This window comes from Saccharothrix isguenensis (genome assembly GCF_052936305.1).
Genome location: NZ_CP193626.1, coordinates 1,751,676 through 1,769,425, shown reverse-complemented (window position 1 = coordinate 1,769,425; position 17,750 = coordinate 1,751,676). Strand labels below are relative to the sequence as shown.

Sequence of the window (17,750 nt, the reverse complement as noted above, 5' to 3'; positions counted from 1 at the left end):
CGCACCGACCCGTCACGAGCGGATCAGCGCCTCCGCCGGTAGACACGCGCCCCTTTCGAGCCGATCCGGTCCACTTGTCCGGCTTCGTAGAGGGCGCGGAGCAGCGACTGGGCCTCTTCCGCACTGATACCGAGGGCGTCTCGCACCCCGGCGTTGCCAACACCTCCGACCCGGCTCGCCAACCGCCGGACCACGTCGAGCCTCGGGTCCTCCGGCTTGTCCCCGACCGGCGCCTCGTGCTGCTCCGGAGGGCGGTAGCTGGCGCCGAGCGGACTACCCGACCTGAGCAGCGCGCCCTTGTCCACCAGTGCGTCGAGCACCTCCCGCGCGGAGGCCGTGTCGACGCCCAGCAAGTCGCACACCTCCTCGGTCAGCAGCGGCCTGCGGCGTGCCTCCTCGACCAGGAGGACGCGCACCCAGTCACCCGCGAGGTATCGGCTGGTGGGCACCGGTTCCGCCACAACCGCTGCCGCGACGACCGGCTCCACGACGGCCGGTTCCGTCGGAGCCGGCCGCGCGACAACGGGTTCCGCCACGACCGGCTTCGCCACAACGGGTTCCCGGGCGGGGGTGTCCGCGGGTTCGGCGGCGGTGTCGTCGTCCGGGTACTCCGGGTCACCGATGTCGGGGTCGATGTCCAGGTGGGCGGGCCGGGGGCGGGCGAGAGCCGTCGGGGTCCACACCGTCGCCGTCGGCGCGCCGTCGGTGACGGCTGAGCCGATCGGCCCGATGCCGAGGCGGTCCAGGGTTTCCCACAGCGGAACGAGCGCGGCGACGCGGTCGAGGTAGTAAGTGGACTCGCGGATCCGCCAGAACGTCCACCCGCACCGCTTCAGCTCCTGCTCGCGCTGGAGGTCGGCGACCCGTTGCTCCGGTGTGGAGTGGAACGCGTCGCCGTCGCACTCCACGGCCAGCTTGCCCGCCGCGCCGGTGACCACCAGGTCGATCCGCCTGCCGTTGGTCTCCACCTGGGGTGTCACGTGGTAGCCGCGCGCGGTGATGTCGAGGAACACGCGCTGCTCGAACAGGGAGTCGAAGTCCTGGTGGCGGTGGTCCGGGTCGACGGCGGTGGGCATCGGTGGCACCGGCACGGAGCCCGCCGTGCTCATGTAGGTGAGCAGCGAGTGCCGGAGGTCGCCCGGCCGCAGCCGGTCCGTCGTGACGGAGTGGAACAGCCACAGCTGGTCCTGGGCGCGGGAAGCGGCCACGTTGAACCGCTGCTGGAACTCGCGACGGGTCAGTGACGCGAAGTTCTGCTCCGGTCCTACCACCAGCGACAGCCACACGACGTTGCGCTCGTCGCCCTGGAAGTCCGGTGGCGTGCCGATGCGCAGCCGCCGCTCGTCCCACTGGGCGGGGGTGATGCGGTCGATCAGCTCCTGCTTGATCAGCTCGACCTGCGACTGCCCTTGGAGGACCACGACCCCGAACGTCTTGCCGTCGTAGGCGGGGTCGTCCAGGCACGCCGCCACCGACTCGGCGATGGCCTCGGCCTCCGGCCGGTTGACCAACCGGGCGTTCGCGCCCTCCGAGTAGCCGCCGCGCACGAACGTGGTGCGCAGCGGCGGCAGCCGGTCGGCCCCGAACTGGCGCACCGGCACGAGCGGCGCGTCGCGGTAGAACTCGTTGGACGACCACGTGACGATCTCCGGCATGCACCGGAAGTGCTCGCGCAGTCGCACCACCTGCCCGAACCTGGTGCGCAGCATGGAGAACACGCTGGAGCGGGGCGTGAACTCGGTGCGCAGGTAGTTCGGGATGTCGGCCAGGTCGGTGTCGATGCGGGTGAAGATCTCCTCCAGCGAACCGGACGCCACCTCCGACGGGGTGCACTGCTTGTCGTCGCCGACGACGATGACCCGCGGCGCCAGCCACAGGAGGAAGGTGCTGGTCAGCTCCGCCTGGCTGGCCTCGTCGACGATGACCACGTCGAACGCCTCCTGCGTCGGCGGGATCGACGCCAGCACCTGCTGGATCGGCATCACCCACGCGGGCACGGCTGCCTGGGCCACCAGCATCGCCTCACGCGCGGAGCTGCGGTACCGCTCGGCGTACTTGCCGGTGCCCTTGCCCTCGCCCGCCTTCGCCGACCGGTAGCTCTGCAACGCCTGCACCTGCAAGGCGGTCATCCGGCCGAGGCAAGCCGACCACGCCTTGGCCGCCGCGAGTTCCGCGGTCAGCAGCGAGATCTCCTGCACCTGCACGTCGAGTTCGGCGTCTAGGGTGCGTTCCAAGCCGGGCGTCGCCTGCTGCTCCACCCACGTCAGCGCGCACGCACGTGCCCACGCCCTCGGCCAGTGCACCGACCGCGACGTCCACGACCGGTCGTCGCGGGAGCGCTGGAGTTCCTGGGCGAGCTGCCGGTTCGCCTTCGTCAGGCGGCCCATCAGGTCGTCCGCGCGCAGCTGCGCCTGGTACTGGGCCCAGGCGCTGGCGAGGGCGGCCGCCGCGTCGCGGTACGCGGGTACGTCGGCCCCGCGCAGGGCCGCGGCGATCGCCTCGACCTCGGGCGCGAGGCGTTCACCGGCGCTCGCGTCCAGGACGCGCCGCGCCGCCTCCTCCAGTTCGACCTCGGCCAGGGATGCGGCGCGGGCGTCGGACACGGCGAGCGCGGTACGCGCGATCGCCTCGGCAGCCTCCAAGGAGTCCATGCGCGGGCGGTGCGCCACGGGGATGGGCAGCAGCAGGCCGGCGAGCTGCCGACACGCGGTGACGACCCGGTTGACCGCGCTGTGCGCCTGCCTGACCTGCCTCATCCGCTCCACGAGCACACCGCGGTGCGGGTTCGCGGCGAGGGTCAAGCCGAGCGGCGCGAACGCGGCGTCCAGCACGCGGTGTGTCTCCAGGACGCGCAGGTGCGCGGCCACCGACCGGGCCTGCTCGACGGTCCGCACCGGAGCTCCGTCGACCAGGACCGACGTGTCGTAGACGGCCACCGCCTTCTGCTCGTCGCTGCGGAACAGCTTCTTGCGCAGCGAACCGCCCGCCTCGAGGTAGTCGGCGAACGCGCGGAACACCTCGGCGGCCGGACCCGGCAGGACTGCGCCCGCGATCTGCACGTCCGCGAACCCGGCCTCGTGGTCGTCGGCGACGGCCCCCTCGACGCGTCCGAGCTGCTGCGCCGCCCGCTCCCACAGGTGGCTCACGCCGCCGGTCAGCACACCGTCGACCACCGAGAGCGCCCACGCCGCGTCCACGGGCAGCCGCCGCACGGCGTCGACCGCCTCGGACACCTCGGCGCACGCCGGCCCCAGGTGGGCCAGGCGGGCGCCGTCCAGATCACCCAGGACCTGGACGAGCCCGCCGGCCTCGCTCTCCCGGGCCGCGTCACCGCGTGCGACGGCCTCGCAGCACCGGTCGACCACGCCCGCGTCCGGAAGCGCGTCGGACACGGGGAACACCTGGCCGCGCCGGGACACCCGCTGCGGCGTCTCATCCCGCAGGAGGTCCGCCAGCTCGGCGAACTCGTCCTCGCTCAACGGCAGCGGACCCAACGCCGGCCCCGGCACCCACGCGTGCTCCTGCTCCGCGTTGACGGTCCGGACGATGTCGGTGAGCGTGCCCCGGTAGCCGGGCGCGATCTCCGGGTGGGCGTAGGTCTCCGACTCACGCAGTGCCCGGATGCGTTCCAGCAGGTCGGCGCGTTTCACCAGGGCGTCACGGCGGCGGGCGGCGAGGTCGGCGATCTCCCGATCGGCCCTGGCCGGGTTGAAGTCGGTCTTGCGCCCCGCCAGCTGGTTGACGCTGCGCGCCAAGTCCGAGTCGCCCTTGGTGGACGCGTCGGTGAGCGCCACGCACAGGTCGCGCATGGACTCCGGCAGCTTGTCCCGCAGCACCCGCAGTGCCTGAGCTTTCTCACTGGTCACGAGCACCCGCTGGCCGCGTGCGAGCAGCGCGCTGACGAGGTTCGCGATGGTGTGGGTCTTACCGGTGCCCGGCGGACCCTCCACCACCACGCCGCTGTCGCCGCCCAGCCGTTCGAGGATCTGGGCTTGCTCCTCATTCGCCGGCAGCGGGAACAACGGTTCCTCGGCCAGCACCGCCGCGGCGGTGCTCCCGGTGCGCTCCAGCCACCGCAGCCGCTCCTCCGGCTCGATCGCCTGGACGAGCTGCGCCAGTCCCAGCGGCACGGGGGTGTCGTCCCGCGCGAGTGACCTGGTGATGGTGTCGTAGTACTGCCTCAGCGCGAACGCACCGCGCCGGCGGGCCACGACGGCGGGCGCGAGCGCCACCCGGGCGCCTGACCCCGCGGGGCGGTCCCAGCCGTTGTCGACGACGTGCTCGATCAGCAGCGCCCGGGAGGACCACTCCTTCAGGAACCCCTCCGCCGCCGGGTCGAGGGCGGACTGGACGGCGTCGCGCAGCCTGTCGCGCATCACCTGACCGCTCGACTGGTCGAACAGGGGCAGGCCGGACAGCAGTTCGTCCGCCTCCAGCCTCGGCACCGACTCGTCGGCCAGCGAGCACACCATGTCGCCGGTCGCCGCATCCTGCTCGACGACGACCGGCTGGGTGATGAGGTGCACGTGCACACCCTCCTCACCACCGGGTGCGTGCAGGAGACCTGTCGAGAGGACGAGTTCGACGCTCTCCGGCCGGTCGACGGCCTCACGCTGGAGCTCGAACAACTTCTCGTACAGGCGCCTGCGCGGTCGCCTGGCCCGTTCGCGCTCCGCCCACGGCCGCCACACCCGCATCCAGGACGCGAACTCCCGTCCGAGGCGCGGGAGGTCGGTCTGCTCGACGGGCCCTCTCAGGACCTCGACGTGCTGCTTCAACGTCGGCTCCGGCAGGTCGTCGCCCCCGCCTCGGGCCCACTCGACCCAGTTCCGCAACGACGGCGGTGGACCGGGTTCCCGCTCGTTCGGCACCCTCGGCACCCGGATGACCTGCTCCCCTGGCTCCAGGGCGGCGTGGACGAGGCCGAGTTCGTGAGCGGGTGACAACCATAGGGCGTCGAGGTACTGGTTCGCCTGGCGAACCGGCCGGTTCTTCGCCACCGCGATCTGGCGCAGGACCCCCATGAGCCGAGCGACCCGGTCGCGCAGCACGGGGTCGTTCTCGGGAGCGCGCATGCAGCAGTCCTCACCTGATCCCGGAGCAGTACGTCAGGTGCATCGTCGACCCGTCCGTGAACGTCACAGGTGGTAGTGGTCGTCACCGGATCGTTGTATCGCTTCACCCGCTGGACACGTCCTGCAGCGCTTGCACCGGTGCGTCACCTGATCTCTTGTCGCGCTAACCTCGGCATGCGGCCCGCCGGGCACCGGGTTCACCTCCGTCGTTGCCCCCACCCGCACGTGTATTCCGCGTGCCCAGGTGGGGGATCAACCGGTGGCTCTTGTGCGCCGCAGTGCGCAGAACTTGCTCGACATGGCCGATCGGCTGCACACAGTGCTGGAAGAGCAGGCCCGCATCCAGTTCGAGTCGGGAGTCGGCCGGGCCGAGGTGCGGTCGTGGCAGAACAGCCTGCCCTCGTTCCTGACCGACGTGGTCGAGGCCGGGCTCGGGCACGTCGAAGTGTTGCTGGAGCACAAACTGCCGCACAGCCCGAAGCGGGTGGACGTGATCCTGTGCGGCACGCACCCGCGACGCGGCACGCCGTCCTACGTGCTGGTCGAGCTGAAGCAGTGGTCGAGTGCCGAACCTGTGGGCGACGACCTGGTACAGGTGCCGCACTACCCGGAGCCCGTGCTGCACCCCGTCAAGCAGGTGCGCAGGTACTGCGAGTACCTGGTCGACTCGACGCCCTCACTCGCCGAACAGCCCGGCTCGGTCCACGGTCTCGCGTACCTGCACAACGCGCTGGAATCCGGAGTCTGGCGGTTGTCCCGGTACGAGATGGACGACTACGGCCGCCTCTTCACGATGGACACCCGAACGCGGATGACCGACCGCCTCAGGTCACTGCTCGACCCCGACCCGACGACCAGGGACGCGGCCGGCCGAGCCGCTGAAGACCTGCTGAACGCGAGGCACGCCCCGTCGAAACCGCTGCTCCAGCTGGCTGCGCGCGAGATCCAGGACCGCGAGCAGTTCGTGCTGATCGACGAGCAGCAGGTGGCCTACAGCCTCGTCATGCAAGCCGTCGAGCGCGCACGGACCGACCGCACTCAGACCGTGGTCATCGTGCTCGGCGGGCCGGGCTCGGGCAAGAGCGTCATCGCGCTGAGCCTGCTCGGCGAACTGGCCCGGTCGAACCGGCGGGTCTATCACGCCACCGGCTCCAGCGCGTTCACGAACACGCTGCGCAAGATTGCCGGGAAACGCGCGCCTCGGGTGAAGACCATGTTCAAGTATTTCAACAACTTCATGGACGCCGAGCCACGTGGCCTGGACGTGTTGATCTGCGACGAAGCGCACCGCGTTCGCGAGACCAGCGTCAACCGGTACACCAAGGCCGAAGCGCGACAACGAGCACGCCGACAGGTCACCGAGTTGATCGACGCCGCGTCGGTGCCTGTCTTCCTGTTGGACGAGCACCAGGTCGTCCGTCCCGGTGAGATGGGCTCCGAGCGAGAGATCGCGGACGCGGCCCGCGCGCTCGGGTGCAAGGTGGAGATCGTGCACCTGGCAGGCCAGTACCGGTGTGGCGGGTCGGAGTTCTTCGACGCGTGGGCAGCCGGTCTGCTGGACATCGGCCGACGCCCGGCGACCGCCTGGTCGGACATCGTGACGCGCGATGACGAGGATTTCGTCGTGCACGCGGCCTCCACGCCGGTCGAGGTCGAGGATTGGCTGCTGGCACAGCAGGCGCGGTTCGGCGGCACAGCTCGCCTCGCCGCCGGGTACTGCTGGAAGTGGAGCGACCCCACCACGGTGAACGGCACCAAGGTCCTCGTGCCGGACGTTCAGATCGGCGAGTGGCGACGCCCATGGAACGCGAAGCCCGACAAGCGGGTCCCGGACGCACCCGAGTCGCACTACTGGGCGAGCGACGAGCGTGGCTTCGGCCAGGTCGGCTGCGTGTACACGGCGCAGGGCTTCGAGTACGACTGGGCGGGTGTAATCTTCGGCCCCGACTTCGTCCGGCGGGATGGCCGCTGGGTGGCTCGTCGTGAGTGCTCCCACGACCCGGCGGTGAAGAAGGCTGCGGACGCGAACTTCCACGCTTTGATCAGGAACACCTACAAAGTGCTGCTCACTCGCGGAATGCGTGGGGTTTGCGTCTACTCGACCGACCCGGAGACACAGGACTACCTGGAGGAAACGGCGCGCTGAGCGCCTCCGACCTGCGCCCACCAGACCAGGTCGGTGCGTCGCACCATCAGTCGGCGCTACGCAGCACGAGTTGGACTGGGTGCGGTGTCCGACCGACGGGCCGCCCGAGCGTTCATGCGCTCCGGTGCAGTGGTGTCTCTGTGCGTTCGGATCGTTGGTTCACACGAGTGCGTTCACCGCGCAGCCGGGTGAGCGGCACCCACGATGGTTCCGGACACCCGACCTTGGTGGCATGACCTCACATCGGCGAAGAGCACGCGCCCGGCCGCGACCGGATCCCGTGCGGCTCGACGAGTTGGCGGTGTTCCTGCGCGCCGACCGGGCTTGGCGGGACGAGGTGGCCAGACGCCTGGTGGCGAAGCTCGACCAACGGCTGCTGCGATCGGCACGGGCGTGCGGCTGCCGTCCCATCGCGTGCGTGGCGGAGGAGTTCGACAGCCAGGCGTGCGTCGACCTCGGCCCCGGAGCCCCTTACCAGCTGGCGAAGGCCGTCTACGGGCACGTCCGACTGCGCGGCGCGGCGCGGTTGCGTCAGACGGCGCGCAGCCTTCGGGTGCTCGGTGTGTACCTGTGCGGCAACGACTTGGCACACTGCCCGTGCACCGAGGCGTTGGCGCGCGATCCCCAGCAGGCACGGGTGGAACGGGTGGTGACGGGGGCGTTGGACGGCGCCGGGTTCTAGCTCTGGTGCGCCAGCCGTTCAAGTTCTCACACCGCGACACTTCGTTCGCCGCGGCGTGGGCCTCCTTGTACGAGGCGTTCGGGTTCTGCTGCCAGTATCGCGCCTCGGCCAGTTCGTGCTCAAGCAGCGCCGCGTCTTCCGGCAGCGCCCGACCGGACCGCAGCCGCAGCCACGCCTAGGCTGTCGGGGCTCGGGTCGAACCGCGCCATCACCGTGCCGCCGTCCTGCCCTTCCAACGGCTGCAGGTCCTCGAACACGTGGTTCTTGATCTGCTCGATCTCGGCACGGCTGAACCCGGTGCTGCCGTCCGCGCGCCGCACGTCGGCCACGTGCCCGGCGACGTCGTCGGATCCCCGAATCGACTGGTAGGCGTTCTCGTACCAGCGTTCGATCCTGTCGTACGCACGAAATCGTCGTCGTCGCGCGTCGTACGCCGAGGCGGCGCCGCCGCCTCGCCGAAGCGCTCGCGGTAGCTGTCCACGACCATTCGCCGCGTGTCCGGCAGGTCGCCGCCCACGGTTTCCTCGGTCACGGCTTGGACATGCGCGGTGATGCGGGCGCGTGCCGCGCGCAAGCACGCCATCACCAACAGCCCCAGGTCTTCCGGCCGCACCGCGCTCGCCCGGTCGAAGCGGATGTCCACCGGTGAGCCGTTGGAGTCGACGGTCACCACCACAGCGCCGTACGCGCTGGTCTCGGTGACCCGGATCCGCTCGACCTCGGCGCGCAGCGCCTGGAGCTTGTCGGCACGCTGCCGCATCCCCTCGACCCGGTGGACGTTTCGATGGTCACCCATACGGGCACTTCCGTCACTGTGGGTATCAGAATCGGCACATCGGGCTGGCGTTATCCCGAGTGGCGCTGCGATTTCTACCCAAGAGGGTTGCAGCAGCGCCTCGAACTTCAATTCCTGTCCAGACGGCTCGACACGGTGGAGATCAACGGCTCGTTCTACGGGCTGCGCAAGCCGACGGACTACAAGTCGTGGTTCGAGCGCACACCCGACGACTTCGTGTTCGCCGTGAAGGGGCATCGCGAGATCACCCACACCAAGCGATTACGGGACGTCGGCAAGGAGGTGTCCGACTTCTTCGCCTCCGGCGTCCTGGACCTGGGGCACAAGCTCGGCCCGGTTCTGTGGCAGCTGCCGCCGACCCCGCCGTGGCGGCCAGAGCGGCTGGCGGCGTTCCTGGACCTGCTGCCGGGCCCGCCCGTGCGGCACGCGCTGGAGATCCGGCACCCCGGCTGGGACAACCCCGACCTGGTCGACCAGTTGACGTCGGCCGGGGTGTCCCTCGTGGTCGCCGACTCCGGGGGCCGGTGGCCGGAACCCGCGACCCTGACCGCCGACTTCGTCTACGTGCGATTACACGGCGACCCGGACGTCTACGTCAGCGCCTACTCCGACGCCGCCCTCGACCACTGGGCCGCTCGGATCCGCGAGTGGTCGGCGGACCGGGACGTGTTCGTGTACTTCGACAACACCATGCGCGGCGCGGCGCCGCACGACGCCGTCGCCTTGGCGTCACTGCTCAACTGAGCCGGGGCACGCGGTCCAGCACGATGCCGAAGTGCTTGGCGTAGGCGTCGAGCAAGGCGTCGTCGTCCAACTCCTCGACGTGCTTCGCCTTGTCTGTCGTGGTGATCAACTTGTTGCCCGCGATGGTGACCCGCCCGGTCGGCGTCGACAACGAGCACGTCGCGCCGCGCAGGAACGGCGACGTCGGCGACGTCTGCTGGTACCAGCACGTGGCGCGGAACTCGTCCAACGCGCGTGGACGAGTTTCGAAGCGGTACTGGGGGACGTCGTCGCACAGCACGTCCACGTCACCTTCCGGCGTGTCGACCAGCCGGAACACGCCGGCGGGATCGTGCTGCCCGTCACGGCTGACGATGCTCAACGGCCGCAAGGTGAACCGGCCGAAGCCGACGTCGACCAGCAGATCACCGACGCGCAACGCCATGTGGTCGAACGGCGGGCCGAAGGCGCCGTCGTTGAACACCTTGGCGGACAACATCCGCACGTCGTATCCCAGCGCGGTGAGCAGCGCCGCGAACGCGCCGTTGAGCTCGTAGCAGAAGCCGCCTCGACGTCGGTTGACGATCTTGTCCACCAGCAGGTCCTCGTCGAGCACGATCGGCTCGCCGAGGTGGATGCTCAGGTTCTCGAACGGAACGGCGGCGAGGTGCAGTTCGTGCAGCTCGGTGAGGGTGCTGGTGCGCGTGGCGCCGATCCGGGTCAGGTAGGCGTCGAGCGTTCGGTCGTCCATGCCCACAACCTGCAACCTCGAGTGCGGTGGAAGTCAAGGCGGTCGTCGCGCCCGCCGTTCGCATCGCTTGAGTTCCGCGACCGGGTTCTCATGGTGGGCGGATCCGGGTCGCGCACTCCGGCGAATTCCGGCAGAAGGGGCATTTCGCCATTCGCCCGTCAAGCGATCACCGCTCACACTCGCCGACGGCGAGTTCGCCGAACGGTAACGGAACGGGAACGCGGGAGATGCGACCGGTAACACGTCCGCGATGATGGCGACAATCGGAGGACAACCCCCGACACCCTTTCATGATCGACAAGGGCGACGCCACCCGGGACGCCCCGAGCACTCCGCAACATCGGGACCGCATTACTGCGGCTCTGCTTCCACACTGTGCCGCGCGGACGATTCACAGCGTAATTATTTTTAAGATCGATACAGTGAACTGCTTGACAATAATACTTCCCGGAGGTTTGAATGCTTCCACCGGTCGACGGCATGGACAAGTTGGCCTCTCTGCTCGACGACGTGACGTGCGGCAAGCCCACGCTGCCCTCCTTGGTGGTCGTGGCGACGTCGGCCGATCAGACTGGGAACACCGACTTCCTCGACGCTCTCAAGGCCCGGTTGTCCGGTTCGGACGACAGTGACCTCGTGCCGCACGCGTACGCGGACCGAAAGCTCGTGGAGAAGGCCGCGAAAAGCGGGTTGTCGCCGTGCGAGGCGCTGCTCGACCTGCTGGTGCAGAAGTTGAAGGACCGCATTCCCCGCGGTGCGGGTAGGAACTGGAGAACCAGGAGGTTCGACCTGGTCCAGGATGTCCTGGAAGTCGGCGTGGACATCGGTGCCGCGTCCAGGGCGACGCAGAAGAACAAGCTCCTCACGTTGCTGTACCAGCGTTGGGAGAGCAACAACGCCCTGTTGAGCTGGACCCGCAGGATGAGCGAGGCGGAGTTGCCGGTCCAGCTGGTCGGCACGTTGCTCACCGCGATACTGAGCGGTCCGCTCAAATGGCTGTTGACGCGGAAGCTCAACGGCGGCTCGACGCGGTGGCTTCGCGACCGGGTGAAGAGCGCTACCGGTGGCACGGGTGATTTCGCCTCTCAGGCGTTGTCGCTGCTGCCCGTCGGCGGTCTGGGTCAGGACAGCCTCGACAACCTGCGCCGCCAGGTCCTGGTCGCGGCGATCCTGGAGGACCTGTCCGACCTGGTGCGTCCTGGCCGGATATCACCGCACCGCCGTCGCCGCCGTTGGACGCCGATCCTGCTGCTCGACGGCAGCCAGCCGTTCACCTCGGCGCTGCTCGACCAGTTCGCCGAGCAGATGAAGGGCCTCGACCCTGCCCCGTTGCTGATCGTAGGAACACTGGACCCCGAGCACACCGCCCGCGTGGCCGGCGCCGCGCACGACGTGCCGACCGCGGCGCGCATCCTGGACCGGTTCGTCAACGGAGAGCCGACCGCGCTGCCGCAGCCGCCGTACCTGGCGGTCCGGTTACCGGTGGCGGGGGAGAAGGCCGCGGAGGTGAACCCGGCCGTCAGGATATGGGTGGAGTCGCACGTCCGCGTCACACCGCAGGTGCCGGGTCTGTCGGCGGTTGTGCCGTTGGCCGTCGTGATCGCGCTGCTGGCCGGCGCGGTCGGTTTCGGCGCGTACCAGTACCTGCTGGGTGGCTGCTCCGACACGAGGATCAACGCCTCCGGCGAGCGTGTCGGTGTCATCGAAGCGGGGTGCAGCTTCGTCAGCGGCAGGATCGTCACCAACGGGCGCGTGCCGGATCTCGCCGTCCTCGAACGGCAGGTGGTCGAGAACAACAGCGCCGTGGACAAGCTGAAGGATCGGCAGGGCGATCCGCGCTACTACCGGACCGTGGTCTTCTTCGGCCCTCTCACCCGAGCCGACCAGGCGGAGAGCACGGCCCCGCCCAACGCGATCTGGCAGTTGCAAGGCGTGGTGGACAAGCAGAAGGAGCACAACCACCTGGCCGACAGCGACGACGGGAAGGTGCCGGTGAAGCTGGTGCTCGCCAACAGCGGCGACCGGTTCACGGACGGTCACTGGGTGGCCGAGCGGATCGCGGACCGCAGGCGGGCCGGACGTGGCGAACTGGCCGCCGTCATCGGTATCTCGCAGAGCAGACCGCAGGCGCTGGACGCCGTGGGCAGCCTCAGCGGCATCCCGGTGATCGGCGCGGCGATGTACGGCAGCGGTATGACCGCCAGCCCCAACATGTTCCTGTCGTCGCCGTTCAACGCGGCGTTCGCCGAGGAAATCGCGAAATGGGTGAAAGCTCAACCCGTGCCCCTGGGCGCTGCGGTGGTCTACGACCCCGATGACACGTACTTCAGCAACGAAATGCGGACCGAGCTGAACGCACGGGACATCGGCTCGGAGGAGAAGGACGTCGTGGCGAAAGAGGTACCCGCGGGGAACGGCTCGACGGAACCCACGCTGAAGAGCGAGGATGTGAAGCGACTGTGCGCCGAGGCTGACACCGTCGTGCCGGTCATCGCGAACCGCGGCGACCAATTGCTGAAGCTGCTCTCGATCGGCGCGAGTCTGAAGGCGTGCAACGAGCGCGTGGGACGACCGATCCGGATGATCTCCGGTCCCGGCGGGGTGGTCGTGGCGGGATCGGGTGTCCTGGCCGACTACCCGTGGGCGGATGTGTGGGTGACAGGATTGGCCGGCACCGCGGCGCAGAGCGAGTCGATCGCGGGCGCCAACGCGTTCGGGATGGCCGCACAGGCGATTGCGAACGCGCACCACTACACGACCCGCGTTCCCCATTGGGACGTCTCCCAGGTTCTGGCCTGCCTCCGAGACCCGGAGTTCAACTACGACGGTCTCAAGCCCAACGTCTCCGGCGTGGGCGAGGGCCGCGTGCACATCATCGAACCGGGGTGAATCACGCTGGCCTGCGGGAGGAGCCGCATCCGACTTGCCGGGCGACCCTTCGAAGGGTCGCCCGGAGGATCGCCAGCCGCTGGTGCTCACGGGCGTCCGAGTGATTTCCCCACCAGGCGCATGGGTGTTTGGTGGAGCCGGAACAAAGGTACGGGGGTATGCCGGGGATCACGCGGGTACTACTGGGACATGGCGGGCGAGGTGCGCATCGGGACATCGGGCTGGGTGTACCGGACGTGGCGCGGCGTGTTCTACCCGAAGGGCCTGGTGCAGCGGCGGGAGTTGGAGCACATCTCGGGGCTCATGACGTCGGTCGAGCTGAACGGCTCGTTCTACTCGCTGCAACGCCCGTCGAGCTACCGGGCGTGGGCGGCGCAGACGCCGGAGGACTTCGTCTTCGCGGTCAAGGGCGGCCGGTTCATCACCCACATGAAGCAACTGCGCGACGTGGAGACGCCGCTGGCCAACTTCTTCGCGTCGGGGATGCTGGCGCTGGGGCCGAAGCTCGGGCCGTTCCTCTGGCAGCTGCCGGCCAGGCTGGCCTACGACCGGGATCGCCTGGTCAGGTTCTTCGACCTCCTCCCCCGCACCACGTCCGCAGCCGCCGAGCTGGCCGAACGGCACGACGACCGGCTGCCCCCGGAACGCGCGTGGCCCGTCGCCGACGCCGACCGGCCCCTGCGGCACGCCCTGGAGGTCCGCCACCCGACGTACCTCGACCCGGAGTTCCACGACCTCCTCCGCGCCCACGGCATCGCCCTCGTCGTGTCGCACTCGGCGGGCGTCTTCCCGTACCTGGAGGACGTCACGGCCGACTTCGCCTACGTCCGGCTGCACGGCAACAGCGCGCTGTACGTGGGCAGCTACACCGACGCCGAGTTGGACGAGTGGGCCGCGAAGATCGGCAAGTGGGCCGTGGACCACGACGTGTACGTCTACTTCGACAACGACACGGACGCGGTCGCTCCGTACGACGCGATCCGGCTCGCCGAACGCCTGCGGCTCGACCTGCCGAAACCCGCAGGTGCCCGCACAATCGGGTGAATGGCGGCCAATCTCGCCGCACCCCGGCGCCGGACCCCGGACGCTGGACGGGTGGAGGTGACCCGAATGACGACCCGCAGCCTCGTGACCGCGCTGGCGCTCACCGCCGGTGCCCTGGGGTCCAGTGGCATAGCCGTGGCGCAGCAACCATCCGATGCGACGTGCGACCGTGGCGAGTTCTGCGTGTGGTCGGGTGTCGACTACACCGGCCAAGCCCACCGCCTCGACCTGGAGACCGCGAACCCCAGCGAGTGCATCCCGCTGCCGGGAGGCTTCGTGGCCCGGTCCTTCGTCAACCGCCTGACCAGGGACGCGTCCGTCTTCCAGGGCGCGACGTGCTCGACCGAGGCCGAGTTCACCACCTATCCAGGCCGCGGCACCTACGTCCCCGACGCCCCGTTCGTGGTCAGGGCGATCCAGGTCTGGGAACCATGACGTCATCGAGCGCGGCGGACCTCGCACTCATAGCACCGCCACGAGTACGGCAACCCCTTCCGCCGATCCGCGGAACGCCACAGCTCGCGCTCCCGTCCGCATTTCGAACACACGGTGGGTCGACTGAAGTCGCGCGCGCCGAGTTCTGTGAGCAACCGGTCTGCGAACGCGGCGCCGCGACTGGTGATCATCACGTCTCGACTGCCGCTCTGTGACAGCGGGTTGTGACTGCCCAGCAGGACAATCTGCTCGTCAAGCACCACGATCTTCTTGTGTTCCATCTGCGCACGGATGACCTTCGCGCCTGTCTCCATCAACTTCTCGACCCAACGGCGGTTGCTGTCCCTCAGCAGGATCTTGTCTCGTTCGGTCCTGATGTAGACCTTCACGTCGACACCGCGCGCGACCGCCGCGTCTATCAGCGGGAGGAAGCGTGCGCTTTTTCGCCCCACCCAGGGCGACCACATCCACAGTGATCGGCGCACCTCTTTGAGATGCCGCTCCAGCGCCTCGTCGAACGCGAAATCGTCGTGGATGTCGGTGACCTGGATATATTCGCGCAGCACCGCGTCCAGTTCCGCCTCCACGGTCGACGCAGGCCGGTAACCTCGACGCTCGACCAGCCCGAGGAGCGTGCCGGCGCGACACACCTCGACATTCGCACTGCCCAGGCGGTTGATCAAACCGAGCGGGGTCGAGCCCTTGGCCGGCCGAATGGCACGGTTGAGGTCGGCGATCAGGTAGAGGCGGTGCCGCGTCCTGGTGATCCCGACACCGAACAGCCGGACACCATTGTAGGTGAACGGGTCCCCGTCGACGCGCGCTTTGCTGATCCACCCACGCCCGTCCTCGACGAGGTCGAAGATCACGGTGTCGAACTCGCGCCCCTGGAAGGCGTGGGCCGTGCCCACCGGGACGGTCTGATTGACGTCTGTGTCCCGCAAAGCGCTCAACGTCGCTTCGGCCTGTTCCCTGAACGTCGTCACGATTCCCACGCCACCCGGATCGGCGGCGTGGTGTTGGGCGAGGGCGCGGGAGAGCAACGCGCCGACCGCCCACCAGCCCGCCACCGCCGTGGACCGGTGCACCGTGTTCAACTCGCCCACTTGACCGACGTCGACCAGCACCAGTGTGGTGTCGGGCGCGGGCCTGTTCGACACCTTGTGCCTCCCGTCCTCCAATACTCGGTAGAGGACGTCGTTGGCCAGGCGCTGGAGATTCGGACCGAATCGGAACTGGTCGGTGAGCACCACGCACCCGGGATTCCGGTGCGCGTCTTCCGGTGTCCGGATCTTGCAGTGCTCGAAGCTGTCGGGCGCCATCCACCGACGTACGGAAGCCTTGGCGTGCTCCTGCACCTCCCTGCGCACAACGGGTGGCAGCTGGAGGAAGTCGCCCAGCAACACCGCGGTCACGCGGGCGCGGGCAACGGCGAGGATCACCTCGCCCAAGACCGCGGCGCCTGCCTCGTCGACGATCACCACGTCGAAGACCTGTTCGGCGACCGCCCGGTGGGCGCGTGACCGTGCGAGGGTGGTCCCGACGACTTTTGCCGCTCCGACGATTTCGCCTTCGGCGTCGCGGCGCAACTTGGTGATCTTCGCGTTCAACTTGCGCAGCCGGTCTTCCAGTCGACCGCGCTCGGCTGCTCCCTGGTCGCGGAGGTCGCGCAGCCGGAGCCGACGGACGTGTGACTCGGGCAGGCCTCCCCGATCGGCGCGCTGGACGAAGTCCTGGTCCTCGTCGGTGGCCAGCCCGGCGGTGCTGAGACTCGTCGCGTCCGCCTCCAGTGCCCGCACGCGTCGCCTCACCTCGGCACCAACCCGTTCCGCGCCGGCCAGGCGTGCCCTGGCCAGGTCGAGGTTGCGGTCGAGCTGATCGAGGAAATCGGCGGTGACCTGACCCGCATCCCGCTCACGGTGCGCGACAAGTGCTTCCAGATGCCGTACCTGCTCGGCGACCTGCCGAGCGTAGGTGCCGTGGTCCGCGATGCGTTGTTCGAGCTCCCGCAACGCTCGTTTGCGCTTGAAGAAGCCGCGTGGCGGCGGGGTTGATCCCAGGCGACGCACCTCCGCCTCCCGAACCTGGGACTCCAACCGCAGCCGGGTCGCCTCGGAGCGGTACCGATGGGCGTCGGCCAGCGCTTCCCGCTGAGGCCTCACTCGCTCCGCCTCGCCGGCCGCGAACACCTCGGCGGCCCGGGCGGCGCTGACCGCGTTATCGGCCTGGACGAGCTCTTCACGAGTTGCGCCGAGTTGGCCGCGGACGACTTCGCACCGCCGGGTGTTGTCGATGCGCCGGACCGCTGCCACGTAGGCATCGTGGTCGTAATCGGCGAGGTTCGCGTCCAGTTCTGAAAGCTGCTGCTCGACGCTGTCCATCTGAGCGAGACGTTCCTGGACGTCGGCAAGTTCGGCATCGGTTTCGGCGGTGGTGCGCGCGGCGAGGCGGTGCAGCTGGATGTCGTCGTCAGCGGCCAACTCCGGCAGATGCGGTGGACCTACGCGGATCACCTGGCCGGGCCGCGGGTTGAGCTTGCGCACGACCTGGCTCATCGCGTTGTCCACCGCGATGTTGGCCGTCGAGACGAGCAGAACCCGCTTGCCGGCCTTCACCAAGTCCTCGATGGCGCGGGACAGCACGGTCGTCTTACCGGTTCCCGGCGGCCCCCACACCGCGTGCAGTCCTGGCGTCAAGCAGGCCCGGTAAGCGGCCCGTTGCCCGGGCATGAAGCCGGGCGGGTGGTCGGAGGTGTCCGCCGGTACCGGATCGAGCCTGCCGGCGGCGAGCTTGGCGGCCAGAGGCGCCTCGTCGATCTGGGCGACCCCTTCGCGAAGCCGCTTCAGCAGGTGCTGCGGTGTCAGGCGGATGGTCCATGCCAGCTCAGAGCCCCGTGGCACTGGGCCGGAGACCTTGAGCGTCATCACGCCGTCCGCGTAGAGGCTGCGCTCGATGGGGATGTGCGTTCCCCGCTCCGGCCCTTCCTTGTCCGCCAGGCAGAGTTGGTCGAAGCTGTCAGCGCTGCCGAACCCGCGGGAGTTGCGACCCGACCGCAGATCGAGCGAGTACCAGCCCGGTTCTCCGGTGGGCAGCACCCTGCCAAGGCATTTCCATTCCGTGCCCGCGCTGTCGCCCGGCAGCTTGGCCATCTCGTCCAGTGCGCCGAGCAGGTCCTGCTTCCAGTCCACGACTCCCCCGGATCGTCATCG

At 69.2% G+C, this 17,750-nt stretch carries 10 protein-coding genes; 6 read left to right on the top strand and 4 right to left on the bottom strand.

The features are described 5' to 3' along the window. Positions 1-23: 23 nt before the first annotated feature. Complete coding sequence (locus ACRAKI_RS08620) at positions 24-5,075, bottom strand: AAA domain-containing protein (protein WP_447006521.1); 5,052 nt, start codon at positions 5,073-5,075, stop codon at positions 24-26. 259 nt (positions 5,076-5,334) lie between these two features. Here ACRAKI_RS08620 and ACRAKI_RS08615 point away from each other — a divergent pair, with 259 nt between their 5' ends. Together ACRAKI_RS08615 and ACRAKI_RS08610 are read left to right on the top strand one after the other, a co-directional pair. Further along, complete coding sequence (locus ACRAKI_RS08615) at positions 5,335-7,221, top strand: DNA/RNA helicase domain-containing protein (protein WP_447006520.1); 1,887 nt, start codon at positions 5,335-5,337, stop codon at positions 7,219-7,221. 232 nt (positions 7,222-7,453) lie between these two features. Then, complete coding sequence (locus ACRAKI_RS08610; protein WP_447006519.1) at positions 7,454-7,903, top strand: hypothetical protein; 450 nt, start codon at positions 7,454-7,456, stop codon at positions 7,901-7,903. A 208-nt stretch (positions 7,904-8,111) separates the two neighbouring features. Here the strand turns inward: ACRAKI_RS08610 and ACRAKI_RS08605 are convergent, their stop codons facing one another. Then, positions 8,112-8,699: a YbaB/EbfC family nucleoid-associated protein gene (locus tag ACRAKI_RS08605; RefSeq protein ID WP_447006518.1), complete on the bottom strand. Its 588-nt coding sequence runs from the start codon at positions 8,697-8,699 to the stop codon at positions 8,112-8,114. Between ACRAKI_RS08605 and ACRAKI_RS08600 the strand changes: the two genes are divergently transcribed. Continuing rightward, a complete protein-coding gene (locus ACRAKI_RS08600) occupies positions 8,688-9,443 on the top strand; it encodes a DUF72 domain-containing protein (RefSeq protein WP_447006517.1) in 756 nt (251 codons plus the stop codon). The two genes, ACRAKI_RS08605 and ACRAKI_RS08600, sit on opposite strands and share 12 nt — an antisense overlap. Here ACRAKI_RS08600 and ACRAKI_RS08595 read toward each other — a convergent pair. After that, positions 9,436-10,173 carry an arylamine N-acetyltransferase family protein gene (locus ACRAKI_RS08595; RefSeq protein ID WP_447006516.1) on the bottom strand — a complete coding sequence of 246 codons (738 nt, stop codon included), beginning with the start codon at positions 10,171-10,173 and terminating at the stop codon, positions 9,436-9,438. The two genes, ACRAKI_RS08600 and ACRAKI_RS08595, sit on opposite strands and share 8 nt — an antisense overlap. A 459-nt stretch (positions 10,174-10,632) precedes the next feature. Between ACRAKI_RS08595 and ACRAKI_RS08590 the strand changes: the two genes are divergently transcribed. The 3 genes from ACRAKI_RS08590 (at position 10,633) to ACRAKI_RS08580 (ending at position 14,541) form a co-directional block, all read left to right on the top strand. After that, on the top strand, positions 10,633-13,062 hold the full coding sequence (locus tag ACRAKI_RS08590; RefSeq protein ID WP_447006515.1) for a hypothetical protein: 2,430 nt from the start codon (positions 10,633-10,635) through the stop codon (positions 13,060-13,062). A gap of 189 nt (positions 13,063-13,251) precedes the next feature. Continuing rightward, positions 13,252-14,106 (top strand): DUF72 domain-containing protein, encoded by an 855-nt coding sequence (locus tag ACRAKI_RS08585; RefSeq protein WP_447006514.1) that lies wholly within the window; start codon positions 13,252-13,254, stop codon positions 14,104-14,106. Positions 14,107-14,172: 66 nt separating this feature from the next. Beyond that, complete coding sequence (locus tag ACRAKI_RS08580; RefSeq protein ID WP_447006513.1) at positions 14,173-14,541, top strand: peptidase inhibitor family I36 protein; 369 nt, start codon at positions 14,173-14,175, stop codon at positions 14,539-14,541. Positions 14,542-14,543: 2 nt separating this feature from the next. Here the strand turns inward: ACRAKI_RS08580 and ACRAKI_RS08575 are convergent, their stop codons facing one another. Next, positions 14,544-17,729, bottom strand: coding sequence for an AAA domain-containing protein (locus tag ACRAKI_RS08575; protein WP_447006512.1), 3,186 nt, complete (start codon positions 17,727-17,729; stop codon positions 14,544-14,546). Positions 17,730-17,750 lie beyond the last annotated feature (21 nt).

Coding starts and splice junctions, on each gene's coding strand:
- ACRAKI_RS08595 (WP_447006516.1), bottom strand. CDS start 10,173: ATGGACGACCGAACGCTCGACGCCTACCTGACCCGGATCGGCGCCACG.
- ACRAKI_RS08620 (WP_447006521.1), bottom strand. CDS start 5,075: ATGCGCGCTCCCGAGAACGACCCCGTGCTGCGCGACCGGGTCGCTCGG.
- ACRAKI_RS08605 (WP_447006518.1), bottom strand. CDS start 8,699: ATGGGTGACCATCGAAACGTCCACCGGGTCGAGGGGATGCGGCAGCGT.
- ACRAKI_RS08610 (WP_447006519.1), top strand. CDS start 7,454: ATGACCTCACATCGGCGAAGAGCACGCGCCCGGCCGCGACCGGATCCC.
- ACRAKI_RS08590 (WP_447006515.1), top strand. CDS start 10,633: ATGCTTCCACCGGTCGACGGCATGGACAAGTTGGCCTCTCTGCTCGAC.
- ACRAKI_RS08600 (WP_447006517.1), top strand. CDS start 8,688: ATGGTCACCCATACGGGCACTTCCGTCACTGTGGGTATCAGAATCGGC.
- ACRAKI_RS08585 (WP_447006514.1), top strand. CDS start 13,252: ATGGCGGGCGAGGTGCGCATCGGGACATCGGGCTGGGTGTACCGGACG.
- ACRAKI_RS08580 (WP_447006513.1), top strand. CDS start 14,173: ATGACGACCCGCAGCCTCGTGACCGCGCTGGCGCTCACCGCCGGTGCC.